Source organism: Actinomadura napierensis (assembly GCF_039529375.1).
GTDB classification, from domain to species: Bacteria; Actinomycetota; Actinomycetes; order Streptosporangiales; family Streptosporangiaceae; genus Spirillospora; species Spirillospora napierensis.
This window is the reverse complement of the sequence record NZ_BAAAMR010000005.1, coordinates 131823-145132: the sequence shown is the minus strand read 5'-3', so window position 1 is coordinate 145132 and position 13310 is coordinate 131823. Positions and strand designations below refer to the sequence as shown.

Here is a 13310-nt window from a genome sequence, read left to right as displayed (position 1 = left end):
TGGCTTCCCGATAGGAGGACGGCCGCCGGGTCCTCCGGGTTGTCGTGACGGATGTCGCAAAGCCCCCCGAACGCCCGCGCAGAGCCTCCTGACGGCGTCCTGAACGCCGAGCGGCGGGGACCCAGGACCGGGTGCCCGCCGCTCGTCTCCGCCATGCGCCGTCACGCGGCGCGCGCGCTCACTTCTGCGCCTTGGCGAGGATGTCCACCACGAACACCAGGGTGTCGGTGCCCTTGATCCCGGCCTGCGCGTTGCCCGTCTTGCCGTAGCCCTCGGACGGCGGCAGCACCAGCATCACGCGGCTGCCGACCTTCGCGCCGGTCAGGCCCTTGTCGAAGCCGGGGACGGTCTTGCCGGTGCCGATCGGGAACAGCGCCGGCTGGGCGTTCTTCCAGCTGGAGTCGAAGATCTTGCCGCCCTTCCAGATCTGCCCCTGGTAGTTGACGACGGCGTCGTCGCCCTTGGCCAGCGCCGGGCCGGTGCCCTGGACGAGCGTCTTGACCTGCAGCTTGGACGGCGCGTCCACCTTCGGGATCGTCACCTTGGGCGCCTTGCCGGTGCCCTGGTCCTCGACCTTGGGCAGGTTCTTGTCGTCCAGCTTCTGCGGGGCGCCCTGCGGGCCGGCGTTCTTCTTCCCGACCGCGGCGACGTCCACGACGAACACCACCGCGTCGTTCTTGCCGAGGCCGAGCTGCGAGCCCTGGTCGCCGAAGCCCATCGCCGGCGGGACCTCCACCAGCACCCGGCTGCCGGCCGTCTTGCCGACCAGGCCCTTGTCCAGGCCCTTGACGCCGCTCTTGCCGACGGTGAGCGCCTGCGGCCCCGACGAGCCGCTCTGCGACTGCTGCTCGTAGGACGAGCCGATCTTCTTGCTGGTGCTCTGCTTCTTGGAGTCGTCGGCGTCGGTCTTCTTCGCCCACTGGTAGAAGGAGTACTGGACGAACATCGTGTCGCCGTCGGCGATCGCGGGTCCGCCGCCCTTGATCACGGTGCGCGTCTTGAGCGACTTGGCCGGCGCGAGTTTCGAGGGGATCTTCACTTTCGCCTCGGACCCGAACTTGCCCGACACCTCGATCTTCGGGCCGGGCCGGGTCACGTAGTAGGTGACGCCGCCCGCGATGGCCAGCACGGCCACCACGATCCCGGCGATCGTCGCGATCCGCCGCTTGCGGGCCTGGGCCGCGGTCAGCCCGGACGGCCGGTTCAGCCCGCTGCCGCGGCCGGCGCTGATCCCGTGCGGGGTGAACTCCGGGCTGCGGATGTTCTTGGCGTTAGGGATCTTCGCCTTGACCGCCGGCTTGTCATCCTCGGCCATGGTTCCTCACTCGCTCCGGGGTCGACGACATCACGAAAGTGACCACCCTTCCAGCACCGGCCTAAGAACAGCGTGAAAACCGCGCAAAGGAGGCCGACCCGCAATCTACCGGTCACTCCTCGTGGAAGAGCGCTCCTGGCAGGGGAACCGCCCTCGGAGGGCGGTCTCTATGGGACACAGTGACTCGTCAGGATACTGCCGCGGGGGCGCGGGCGAGCAAACGCCGCTTCCGGCCGCCGGGCAGGTCGTCCTGCTCCAGGACCGTGAAGGCGCCGTCGAGCAGCGACGCGGGCTCGCCTTCGACGACGCACCAGTCGGCGGGGAGCGTGTCATGGCCGTGCCGCGCCCGCGCGGTGAGCGCCTCCCAGGCCAGCAGCCCGCCCGGGGCGACGGTCGCGACGGCCCGCCCGAACACGGCCCGGTCCCAGAAGCCCGTGCACAGGACGAGCGCGTACCGGTCCGATCCGGGCCGCCATGCTCCGAGGTCCTCGTGGACCAGCGTGATCAGGCCGTCCAGCCCGCGGCGGCGGGCCTCCGCGCCGAGCCGGCCGAGCGCCACCTCGGAGACGTCCACGGCCGTCACGCGCCGTCCCGCCCGCGCGGCCAGCAGCGCCGACCCCGACGTCCCGCACGCCAGATCCAGGACGGGCCCGTCCGGCAGCGCCCCTCCCGGCGTCGCCTCCAAAGCCCGCACGGCCAGCGGATGCGGTGCGAACGACGGCTCCGGCGCGCTCTCGTACTTGGCGTTCCACCGGAGCCGGTCGGGATGCCCGTCGAGCCCCGCCGGCACCCCGGCGCCGCCCGCGCCCGCGGCGTCCCGCCCGCCCGCGCCCGCGGCGTCCCGCCTGCTCGTACCCGGGGTGTTCCGCCCGGCCGCGTCCTCGCCGGGGCCCTCGTTCGCGTCCGTGCCGGAGTCCATGGGGCGACCCTAGCGGCGCTCCGCGATCAGGAGCAGGAACAGCGCCGTCGGGAAGCCCTCCCGCCACCACGGGTCGTCGCGCAGCTGCTCCGGCGTCGGATGCGGCTCGCGCAGGTCCGCGATGACGAAACCGTTGTCTCGGAGCGTTCCAGAGTAGAACTCCAGCGGACGCAGCCACGATGTGATCATCGAGGGCGACTCCAGGCCGTCCACCAGGAACCGCTGGTCGACCCCACGCGAGGCGAAGTACTGCGCCGCGGGCACGCTCCCGGTCGCGCCGCGCTCGGAGTCCTGCACGTAGAAGCACGGGTGCAGGGTCAGCGACACCAGCCGCCCGCCGCTCCTCAGCACCCGCCCGAACTCGGCGATCGCGCGCGAGGGGTCCTGCAGGTGGCTGAACAGGTGGTTGCAGACGACCAGGTCGAACCCGTCGTCCTCGACGGGCAGCGCGTCGACGCCGGCCCGGGTGAACGACAGCGAACCGGGGCCGGCGCCCGCCGTGCCGGCGAGCTTCTCGGCCGCGTCGATCAGCCCCTGGCAGGCGTCCACGCCGACGACGTCGGCGCCCATCGACGCCAGCGTCCGCGCGAGGTAGCCCTCGCCGCAGCCGGCGTCCAGCACCCGCAGCCCCTTGCACGGCCCGATCGCGTCCAGCATGGCGGCGTCGGTGAGCTCGGTGCGGTACCGGTCGCGGCCCTCCCTGATCACCTTCACCCAGTAGTCCGCGTTGGCCTCCCAGCGCTTCCGGGTGAGATTCGCGATGGCTTCCGCCGTCTCTTCCACCGGCTCCCCATTCTCCGGCCCGCTCGCGGGCCTTTCACGTCACCGACCTGATGTGCGCGGCTCCTGCGCCGCGCGGGCACCCCCGAGAATGCGGCGCCCGGCTATGGCAGCCCTTTCAGCCGCCGTACCAGGGCGTTGCACGTCTCTCTGATCTTCCGGTCGCGGCAGTCCGCGCCGCGCAGTTCGAGCGCCTGCGTCAGCTCGGCGAGCCGCCCGCCGAAGGCGGGGTCGCGCCTCAGCGCCAGCGGGATGTACGTCGACGCCAGGTAGTACACGTAGGCGTCGCTGTAGCCGGCGATCTCCCGCAGCACCTCCTCGGCGGTGTTGCGCAGCGACAGGGCGCTCGGCAGGGTGAAGTCGGAGCTGATCCGGCCGTCGCGCATGTAGGTCGGGAACGACCACTCCTCGAGCGCGGCGTAGACCGGCGTCGCGTCCAGTTCCCTGCGGTACCGCTCGGCCAGGTCGAGGTCGTCGGAGCTGATCAGCGAGCCCATCACCACGCCGCGCATCATGAACGCGGTCTGCCGGCCCGGCACCTCGAAGCCGAGGTCGGCCTCCAGTGCGCCCGTCACCTTGCTGACCTGGTGGGTGAGGATGTTCAGGGCCAGGATGGAGTGGAAGGAGTAGCTCTTGCGGTTCAGCCGGGGCGCCAGCTCGACGGACGACTCGAACAGCTTGGCCGGGTCGGACAGCAGGCCGTGCCCGGGCTCGGTGGAGTAGAGCGCCTCCAGGGCCGTGTCGGGCTCGCGCCCCCAGAACCGGGCGATGAACGACGACGTCCGCTGGTTCGCCTCGCCCCGGACGATGCGCAGCCCGGCCTCCAGCGCGTTCAGCAGCAGCTGCCGGGGGACCGGGGACCGGTCGAGCGCGTTCAGATCGACGGAGAGACCTTCGGCGCCCAGATCGGACACCAACGCGTCCAGGCGCTTGCGAATCGCGTGCGCCTTCGAGTATTCGGCGATTCCCGGAATGGACGACATCAGGCTCTGTAGGGAGCGCCCGCTGACCCGGTCGAGCCATTCCGCGTTGTCCCAGAGCCGGAAGACCGTGCTCTCGTCGAGCCCCGAGAACGCGGCCACATCGGACATGTTGAGGCCCATGTCCCTGGTGATTTCAGAGAGAGACTTCGGCGCGCCGTCCGCTGTCATCACTCGCCCTAGAGCCGGCATTTCTCGACGCCCCGATCGTAGCGAAGCGCGCGGCTCCGGGGACGGTTCGCGCGGATATGCGGCCGCCTTGTGACTGAGGGTGGAGAGCATCGCGGCCGTCAGCCCCGCTTGCGCCCGATGCAGCCGACGAGCGGCAGCGGGCCGTCCAGGCGCGCCGCGTCGGCGAGCGGCAGCGCCGCCGGGTACGGGCCCACCGGCTCCAGCGGCGCGCAGATCTCCGCGATCTCCTCGCGGCCGCGAGGCGTGAACGCCAGCCCGGCGCGCCGGGCCGTCTCCGCCAGCGACTCCAGCGCCGGCGTCCGCTCGGTGTGCGTGACCACCATGTGGCTGCCGGCCGGCAGGCCGCCGAGCAGCGCCCGGACGATCCCGCGCGGGTCCTCCTCGTCCGTCACGAAGTCCAGCACGCCGAGCAGCAGCAGCGCGACGGGCCGGCCGAAGTCGATCAGCCGGCGCAGCCCCGGATGGCCGAGCAGCGCCGCCGGGGCCCGCACGTCGCCGCCGAACGCGCCGGTGTTCCGGTCGACCGTCAGCAGCGCCCGCGCGTGCGCGAGGACCAGCGGGTCGTTGTCGACGTAGGCGACGCGGCAGGACGGCGCGGCCCGCCGCACGACGTCCCCGACGTTGCGCGCGGCGGGCAGCCCGCACCCGACGTCCACGAACTGCCGCGTTCCCGACTCGGCGAGAAGCGCCGCGGCGTACTCCAGGAAGCCCCTGTTCACCTGGGCGAGCCGCGCGACGACGGGCGCCCGGTCCAGCGCCCGCTCCGCCATCTCCCGGTCGGCCGCGTAGTTGTCCTTGCCGCCGAGGTAGTAGTCGTACATCCGGGCGACGCTCGGGGCCCCCGCGGGGACCGCGGCGACGCCGCCCTCCTCGCCGCCGGTGAGCTCCGCCCACCGGCTCAGGCTCGGCATCGGCCCTGGGATCACGGGCGCCTCCACCGCTCCCCGACCGGCACCCCGAACCATGACGTGCTCGTCCCGTTCCGGTTGCGGTGGGCGCCCTGGTCGGCGGCGAGCGCCTGCATCAGCAGCCGCCCCCGCCCGCCGCCGGGAAGCTGGTCGTCCGGCGGCCGGGGCGGGCCCGGCGGGACGCCCCCGTCGGTGATCTCCACCCGGAGGAACCGGTCGAGGTGCAGGACGGTGAGGGTCACGGTGCCGCCCGGCCGCGGCCGGGACCGCAGCACCGACTCCGTCATCGCCTCGCTGGTCAGCAGCTCCAGGTCGGCCAGCTCGGAACGGTCGGCGCCGAAGCACTGCCCGACCAGTTCGCGCACGTAGGAGCGGGCGAGCCGGACGGCGGCGGGCGTCGCCGCGAGGTCGATCTCGCCGAGCAGCCGGCCGGCGGCCGTGCCGTTGCGGGCGGCGGTGGTGCCGAGTTCCAGCGAGGGCGCGGGCGAGGGAGCCGGGACGAGCGCGCCCGTCCCCGCGTCTGTTGCGTTCATGGCAGCGACGGCTTCACGTCTCCGTGTCGGGCTGTAAGCGAACATGTGCTTCTCGGCCTGGGGGAGAGTCGGACGTGGACGTGGAACGCGCGAGCGGGTCCGGCCTTCGAGCGCCATGTCGCCGCTCACACGACAGCCACTCTGACGCAGCGAACGGGCGGCAGTCACCGTCGCTTGCACGCACGCAAGGGCCCTGCGGCACGCTGCGGACCGTCACCGTCCGTCCAAGATCCGCCACGTCGGGCCGGGCGCGTCCACCGCCGTGCCGCGGGGCGGGACGGGCGGGGCCGCCCGTCCCGCCCCGGGAACGCTACCGAGCGGAACCGCCCGTCAGGGCGAGCAGTTCGGCGACGGCTCCGGTGGTCTCCGGATGCCGCTCCAGCAGCTCCCGCACCTTCCCGTCTCCAGCCGGACGCGCGGGCTCCGCCCATTGCGCCGGGTGACCGAGGAGTGCGGCGGCGGCGTCGCACGTGAGCGGGTTGGCGGCGAGCAGGTCCGCGACCGGGCCGGACGCCACCGGCTCGGCCGGCGCGGCGGCCGGTGCCGCCGACTCCCACGGCGGGGTCCAGGAGTCCAGCGCCGGCAGCGACGCCGGGAACGTGCGCGCCGCCTCCCGCACCAGCGTCGGCACCAGCTCCCGCGCGTGCTCGCGCAGCGTGCCGATCAGGTTCGGCAGCCACGGCAGCAGCACCGCGTCGGGCAGCCGGCCGAACGCCTTCGACATCGCCTCGACCACCAGCGGCGCCAGCGCCGGCGCCGGGTCCAGCGCCTGCACGAAACCGCTCATGTACAGCGGGAACGACGGCACCACCAGCGGGTTGGCGAGCAGCTCGTCGCAGCGGGCCCGCAGCTCGTCCCGCGTCATCAGGCCGAGCTGCGCCTTCGCCGCCCACAGCAGCGCCACCTTCGCGGGCGCCTCCGGATGCGACTGCCGCACCGCCAGCTCGAGCTGCGCGTGGTCGCAGCCGAGCGACAGCGCCAGGCTCTCCATCCCGAACAGGAACCCCAGCATCGCCGCGACCTGCCGGACGCCGCCCGCCTCGTCCGCGAACGCCGTCGGCAGCAGCGTGCAGTAGTGCGCGTAGCCCTCCACCACGAACGCCTGGCACCAGCGCGGCAGCTCCGGCCCGGTCGCGCGGTAGTGCGCCAGCAGCCGCCGGATCCGCCGCACCACCTCGGGCGCCTCGTCCACGGTCCGCTCCGCGGCCAGCAGCTCCACCGCGCGGGCGCCCAGCTCGCCCGCGAACCGGCCGCCGCCCAGGTAGAGGATCGCGTCCTCGACCGCCTCCAGCGCCGCCACGGCCGTCGCGTCCGGACCCCAGGCGGCGCGCCGCAGCCGCTGCTCCAGCACCTGCTCGACGCTGACGCCCTCGTAGCCCAGCTCGACCAGCTCCCGCTGGTGCCGGCCGATCGCCAGGTCCCAGCTCTCCTGGATCGGCCGCTCGCCCAGCCGCCGCGACCCCATGATCGGCCGGGCGGCGCCGTCCGGCAGCAGCCGCCGCAGGATCCACAGCAGGTCCGAGCACGGCACCAGGTCCGGCTCGGCGTGCAGGTCCAGCAGGGCGCGCTGCACGGTCCGCCGCTGCAGGTCCAGCCCGAGCGGCTCCAGCCGGTCGTGGACGTCGCGGGCCAGCGGCGGCAGCGCGTCGTAGCCGACCGCGCCGATCCGGTCGCCGCCCAGCAGGATCTCGCACAACCGCGCCACGTCCCGGCGGCCCGGCACCCGGTCCTTCTCGATGCAGGTGACGGCCGCGTCCTGGAAGTCGTACGGCGTCGGGCGCGCGCGGCCGCGCATCCCCGCCAGCAGCACCGACGTCTCGAACACCGCGATCGCGTCGGCGGTGCTGGCGAGGTAGCCGTTGCGGCGCGCCAGCCGGACGATGTCGACGCACCAGCCGAGCAGTTCCGCCTCGTCCAGCCCGTCCAGGGCGGGCGGGCCGGACAGGAACCCCGACAGCCGGTCGGCGGGCGGCTCGTCCTTGGCCGCCCCGCCCTTGACCGGCAGGGCCTTCCCGCCGCGCGGCGCCTTCCCCTGCTGCCCGCTGATCCGGAACGGCTTGACGCCGCTGCGCTTGACGGCCTTCTCCCAGGTCGCGGCGGCGATCGACACCGACCCGGACGCCAGCCCGAACTGCGCCTCGATCGCCGAATGGCTGGACGGGATCAGCCCGTACCGCCAGCGGGTCGCCGTCCGGGGCGTGATCGCGAACGGCTCGGCGTCCGAGGTGAGCCCGAACTGCTCGACGCGGCTCGCCGCGTGGAACGCCCCGCACACGTACAGGCAGTCCGCCGGGTCGGTGCCGGTCGCGGCGAGGTGCTCGCGCATCCGCGTCCACATGTACCGCTCGCGGTCCTCGTCGCGGTCGCGGCGGGCCGCGTCCTGCGGGCGGAGCCGCCGGAACAGGCTGCCGATCATCACCATGACCTGCCGGTACGTGGCGTAGTCGGCACCCGACAGCGGCTGCTCGACGTACTGGTCCCACCACTCCGACCAGTGCCGCACCTTCCCGTGCCACAGCAGGTGCTCCTCCAGCTCCGCGAACCCGGGCCGCAGCTCGCCGATCTCGATGCCGACCGAGTCGCCGTGCAGCGCCTCCTGCCGGTCGTCGTCCTCCCCGGACGCGGGGGCGGCCGCGTCCTCGGCGCCGTCGCGCGGCTGCCACTGGAAGACGTGGTCGGTGGACCGGTCGACCAGCACGATCTCCACGCCCGGCGTGTCCAGCGCGTACGCGATCGCCTGGTACTCCGCCGACGCCTCGGTGATCGGCGCGACGACGCTCAGCGGCGCCCACGCCGCCGGGAAGCCCTCCAGCCGGCTCGCGAACGCCTGCAACGCGACCGGCAGCTTGCAGTTGCGCAGTTCCGCCAGCAGCGGGGCGAGGTCTTCGCACAGCTCCAGGTAGATCACCGACGGCCGCTTGCCGCGCAGCCGCCGTGCCATCGCCAGCGCCGACGCCGGCGAGTGGTGGCACACCGGGAAGATCTCCAGCTCCTCGGCCAGCGCCCGGTCAACGTCGTCGACGATCCCGGACAGGATCCCCGCGACCGTGTCCCCGCCGAACGCGCGGGCCGCATCGGTCAGCTGCTCCCGCAGCGGCTCGAAGACGGTCACGACAGGGTGGAGATCGCCTGGCGGCCGCCGTCGAGGAAGCCGCGCCACGGCCCGTCCCGCTCGTCGTCGCGGCTGCGCGGCTCCACCACCCCGTGCCAGAACTTGTTGAGGATCGCCAGGTCCTCCGGGCTGCGGCGGGCCAGCGACCCCACCAGCGACCCGCCGAGCGTCTCGGCCTTCAGCGTCCGGTCGCCGAAGAACTGGCTGTGCAGGATCGCGTCCTCCAGGACCCCGATCTGCTCCGCCGTCGACAGCGCCGACTCCAGCCGCTCGTCGTCGCCGGTCGCCGACGCCGCCGCCGCGCGCAGGTCGGCGAAGCTCTGCAGCAGCACGTCCAGCAGCGACGGCGGCACCTCCAGCTCGATCGCGTGCCGGCGCAGCAGCTCCGACGTGCGGAACCGGACGATCTCCGCCTCGCTCCGCCTGTTCGTCACCACCGGGATCCGGACGAAGTTGAACCGCCGCTTCAACGCCGACGACAGGTCGTTCACGCCCCGGTCCCGGCTGTTGGCCGTCGCGATGATCGAGAACCCGGGCCTGGCGAACACGATGTTGTCGGTGTCCAGCTCGGGGATCGAGACGTACTTCTCCGACAGGATCGAGATCAGCGCGTCCTGCACGTCGCTGGTCGAGCGGGTCAGCTCCTCGAACCGGCCGACCACCCCGCCCTCCATCGCCGTCATGATCGGCGACGGGATCATCGACTCCCGCGACTGCCCCTTGGCGATCACCATGGAGACGTTCCAGGAGTACTTGATGTGGTCCTCGGTGGTGCCCGCGGTGCCCTGCACCACCAGCGTCGAGTTCCGGCAGATCGCCGCGGCCAGCAGCTCGGCGAGCCAGCTCTTGCCGGTGCCGGGGTCGCCGATCAGCAGCAGCCCCCGGTCGGACGCCAGCGTCACGATGGCCCGCTCCACGAAACTGCGGTCGCCGAACCACTTCTGCGGGATGTCCCGGTCCAGGCCGTCGGCGCGCTCGGACCCGAGCACGAACAGCCGCACCATCCGCGGGCTCAGCCGCCACGAGAACGGCTTCGGCCCGTCGTCGATCGACTCGAGATGGTCGAGCTCCTCGGCGTACTTCACCTCGGCCGGGGCGCGCAGCATGTCGTCGGTCATAGCTCTCCTCATGAGTGGGGGCTCGCGTCCGCTACGCGAGGAAGGACTTCAGCTCGTCGACGAGCTTGCGGATATGGCCGGAGATCACCGGCGTCCCGAGGCTCTTCAGCCGGTCGCGGAACCAGCCGTCCACCATCGCCTGCCCGGAGCCGGTCACCGACCCGACCGGGATGAGCTTCACCCCGGACCGGTGCAGCGACTCGAAGTCGGTCATCAGCGCCCGGTTGTCGTAGAAGTCGGAGATCCACACGAGCACCGTGTCGCGCGGGTCGGTGATCTTCGGCCGGGCCAGGGCCATCGCCGCCGTCCCGTCGGTGCCGCCGCCCAGCGTCGTGCGCAGCAGCACCTCGAACGGGTCGTGCGCCCACGGCGTCAGGTCGAGCGCCCGCGTGTCGTAGGCGACCAGGTGCACGTCCACCTTCGGCAGCCCCGCGAAGATGGACGCCAGGATCGTGCAGTTGACCATCGAGTCGACCATCGACCCCGACTGGTCCACCACCACGATCATCTTCGCCGGGGTGGTGCGTTTCGCGGTGCGCTTGTAGAACAGCCGGTCGACGTAGAGCCGCTCGTCCTCAGGGCTCCAGTTCGTGAGGTTCTTCCAGATCGTCCTGTCGAGATCGAGGTTGCGGAACACCCGCTTCGGCGGGACGGACCGGTCGATCTTCCCCGCGCTCGACTGCTGCACCTGCGTCCGCAGCACCTCGGCGACCTCGTCCACGAACCGGCGGATCAGCGCCTTGGCATTGGCGAGCGCGACCCCGGACAGGTTCGCCTTGTCGCGCAGGAGCTGCTCGATCAGCGACATGCTGGGTGTGAGCTGCCGGGCGAGCCGGCTGTCCGAGAGGACCTCGCGCAGCTGCATGCGCCGGACGAGATCGCCCTCGATCTCCGCCAGCAGCGGCCGCAGCCCGTCCCCCGTCCCGAGCCCGCGCCCGAGTCCGCCGCTCCCGGCGCCGTTTCCGGTTCCGTTTCCTCCGGTATCTCCGTCGCCGGCCTCCGTACCGGCACCGGAACCCGGTCCCTGCCCCGCGCCGGCGCCCGGCCCGGCTCCGGCTCCCGGATCGCCGCCGAGGGCTCGTCTCAACCGTGCCGCGTCCCGCTGCCACTCCGTGAGCTGCGCGGCGCTGACGCTGCCCGAGCCGGTCGCGAACACGCTGAGCAGCAGCTTCGAGACCAGCGCGGCCCGCCGCACCCGCTCCCGCGAATCCTCGGCCTCCGGCGCCCCGCCCGCGGTGGCGGGGGAGGGGAGGAGGCCGTCGAAGTCGGCGGCCAGGTCGGGGAAGCGCTGGACGAGGGCGTCGACGGAGACGGACGGGTCGAGGAGTGCGGCCGGCAGGCCGAGGTCGTCGACGACGGCGACGCTCGCGGCCTCCAGCGGGGTCTGCTCCTCGGAGTCGAAGAGGCGGGCCAGCAGCCGCCAGTACAGGACCTGCCGCCGGTTCTCGTCGGCCTTCGCTTCGAGTGCGGTCATTTGCGCAGCAGCCGTCCCGCTCGTTCCTGGAGGACCAGCACCGTGTCGCCGGATCTGGCCATGGCCTTCTCGGCCTTGGGGTCGGTGGGGCCGAGGGCCCAGTCGCCGTTGTGCGCGTCCACCTGCTTCTTCTTGACGATCGCCTGGACGGCGAGGGGCTGGAGCGTCCACCGGCCGGCGTCCCAGCGGACGAGCCCGATGCATGCGGACGACGCGGCCACCAGGTCGGGGGTGAGGGGGCCGCACGCCGGGAGGCGGTCCATGTCGATGTCGAGCGCGTGGCCGTCGAGCAGCAGGGTCGTTCCGTCGACCGAGTAGCCCTCCAGCAGGACGGGTTCGCCGATGCGGGCCGGATGCCGTTCCAGCGGCGGGACGGCCGCGGCGACCGCGCCGGGCAGGTGCAGCCGGGCCGAGGCGAACGGGTCGGCGACGAAGCCGAGGCGCGCCTTGTCCTCCTCCCACAGCAGGTCGCCGCCCGCCAGCACGAGGCCCTCGACCTGGACGGCGCGCTGTTCGGCCAGCGCTCGCAGCAGCACGGGACGGTCGGCGAGGACCCGCCAGACGGCCGGGCCGACGATGGTGTCGACCTTCGCCGCCGCAGCGCTGGTGCGAACCAGGCGGGCCGGCCCGTCACCCTCCGGTTCCAGGACCCAGTGCGCCTGCACCTGGACGGCCGTTCCGTGCTCGTGGACGTCCACGCCGAGAAGCAGCAGCCGCCCGTCGACCGTCTCCCGCGCGGGCGCGGCGCCGCCCGGCTGCGCCAGCAGCAGCCCGCGCGCCCACAGGTCGGCCCAGCGGCGCGCCGGGATCTCCTCCATCGTGGCGACGGGGGAGCAGGCGCGCAGTTCGGCGGCGAGCCCGTCGAGCAGGACGGCCTGGCGGCGCAGCGCGGGCTCCGCCAGCAGCGCCTCGATGACCTGGTCCGACGCGGACACCAGGTCGTGGTCGACGCCGCGCCATCCGGCGATGGCCAGTTCGCCGAGCCAGGACCGGCCTCCGGCGAGCAGGTTCTCGGGGGCGGCCGGGGTATCCTCGCCCGCCGCCCAGCCGGCGCGGGTCCGTCCGAGCGCGGTGTCGAGGTGGGCGAGCAGGGCGTCGTGGACCGCGCCGAGCAGGGCGGTGCGCCCGCCGGCCAGCGCGGCCAGGTGCGCGCCGGCGACCGAGCCCGTCGCGACCTTCTCGGCCGCCTCGGCGGCGGGCCCGCCGAGCGGCGACCCGGCCAGCGCGCCCGCCAGCGCGCTCAGCGCCGCCGTCCCGTCGTCGCCGAGCCGCCCGAAGCCGTGGACGAGCGCGCCGTCGAACCCGGCGACGACGTCGAGCGCCTCGTCAACGCCCGGCGGCGTCGCGCCGAGCAGCCCGGCCAGATGCGTTCCCAGCATCAGTTGGCCGCTCCCATCGCCGGGAACCAGTGCATCTCCGGCAGCGGCTCGGCCGCGCCCGGCACCTCCAGGTAGGACAGGTGGCGCAGGAACCGGCTGAACACCCCGGCCGCCGGCGCGGACGCCTTGGACCCGCGCAGCGCCCCGGCGAGGTCGCCGTCGCCCGACTCCGCCTTCAGGTAGCGCGCGACCCGTTCGAGCCCGTACTGGATAACGGCCTCGTCGACGAGCGACCGCAGGTGCTTGCACATGGACGAGCCGCCCAGCCCGCCGCACGGCCGGTTGTTGTTGGTGCTGCAACTGAAGTCGTGGCTGCCGGCGGCGATGGACGACACGTACACCCGCGCGAGGTCCGACCCGCTCGACACGACCCCTTGCAGCCGGCCCTCCGCCAGCTCGACGAACGGGACCTTCGCCAGCTTTCGCGGCCGGACCGGCCGCACCACCCGCACCACGCTGCGCCGTTCCCCGCCGCTCCCGGAACGTCCGGCGGCCCTCTCCGCGTCCAACGCCTCGACCTCCACCCTCGGCGCGGACGATCACGGCCCGCGCAAAGTTCTCCCGCCCTGACCGGGCAGGTGGTGAAAGCCTTGCATCGCC

Annotated in this window: 11 protein-coding genes; all 11 read right to left on the bottom strand. The window is 73.3% G+C overall.

Annotation, left to right across the window (positions count from 1 at the left end; genetic code table 11):
• Positions 1 to 178: 178 nt before the first annotated feature.
• Positions 179 to 1315 (bottom strand): FKBP-type peptidyl-prolyl cis-trans isomerase, encoded by a 1137-nt coding sequence (locus ABD296_RS05200; RefSeq protein WP_344262001.1) that lies wholly within the window; start codon positions 1313 to 1315, stop codon positions 179 to 181.
• Between the two features lie 187 nt (positions 1316 to 1502).
• On the bottom strand, positions 1503 to 2234 hold the full coding sequence (locus tag ABD296_RS05195; RefSeq protein WP_344261999.1) for a class I SAM-dependent DNA methyltransferase: 732 nt from the start codon (positions 2232 to 2234) through the stop codon (positions 1503 to 1505).
• Positions 2235 to 2243: 9 nt separating this feature from the next.
• Positions 2244 to 3017 carry a class I SAM-dependent methyltransferase gene (locus tag ABD296_RS05190; RefSeq protein ID WP_344261997.1) on the bottom strand — a complete coding sequence of 258 codons (774 nt, stop codon included), beginning with the start codon at positions 3015 to 3017 and terminating at the stop codon, positions 2244 to 2246.
• Positions 3018 to 3118: 101 nt separating this feature from the next.
• Positions 3119 to 4105 (bottom strand): hypothetical protein, encoded by a 987-nt coding sequence (locus tag ABD296_RS05185; protein ID WP_344261995.1) that lies wholly within the window; start codon positions 4103 to 4105, stop codon positions 3119 to 3121.
• 179 nt (positions 4106 to 4284) lie between these two features.
• Positions 4285 to 5112: an SAM-dependent methyltransferase gene (locus ABD296_RS05180; RefSeq protein WP_344261993.1), complete on the bottom strand. Its 828-nt coding sequence runs from the start codon at positions 5110 to 5112 to the stop codon at positions 4285 to 4287.
• Positions 5109 to 5627 (bottom strand): ATP-binding protein, encoded by a 519-nt coding sequence (locus ABD296_RS05175; protein ID WP_344261991.1) that lies wholly within the window; start codon positions 5625 to 5627, stop codon positions 5109 to 5111. Before ABD296_RS05175 ends, ABD296_RS05180 begins: the two co-directional genes overlap by 4 nt.
• A 310-nt stretch (positions 5628 to 5937) precedes the next feature.
• Complete coding sequence (locus tag ABD296_RS05170) at positions 5938 to 8739, bottom strand: DUF5682 family protein (RefSeq protein ID WP_344261989.1); 2802 nt, start codon at positions 8737 to 8739, stop codon at positions 5938 to 5940.
• Complete coding sequence (locus ABD296_RS05165) at positions 8736 to 9857, bottom strand: AAA family ATPase (protein ID WP_344261987.1); 1122 nt, start codon at positions 9855 to 9857, stop codon at positions 8736 to 8738. Before ABD296_RS05165 ends, ABD296_RS05170 begins: the two co-directional genes overlap by 4 nt.
• 31 nt (positions 9858 to 9888) lie before the next feature.
• Positions 9889 to 11331 carry a VWA domain-containing protein gene (locus tag ABD296_RS05160; protein WP_344261985.1) on the bottom strand — a complete coding sequence of 481 codons (1443 nt, stop codon included), beginning with the start codon at positions 11329 to 11331 and terminating at the stop codon, positions 9889 to 9891.
• Positions 11328 to 12710 carry a hypothetical protein gene (locus ABD296_RS05155; RefSeq protein ID WP_344261983.1) on the bottom strand — a complete coding sequence of 461 codons (1383 nt, stop codon included), beginning with the start codon at positions 12708 to 12710 and terminating at the stop codon, positions 11328 to 11330. Before ABD296_RS05155 ends, ABD296_RS05160 begins: the two co-directional genes overlap by 4 nt.
• Complete coding sequence (locus tag ABD296_RS05150; RefSeq protein WP_407061443.1) at positions 12710 to 13156, bottom strand: hypothetical protein; 447 nt, start codon at positions 13154 to 13156, stop codon at positions 12710 to 12712. The genes ABD296_RS05155 and ABD296_RS05150 overlap by 1 nt, the downstream gene beginning before the upstream one ends.
• Between the last annotated feature and the right edge of the window lie 154 nt (positions 13157 to 13310).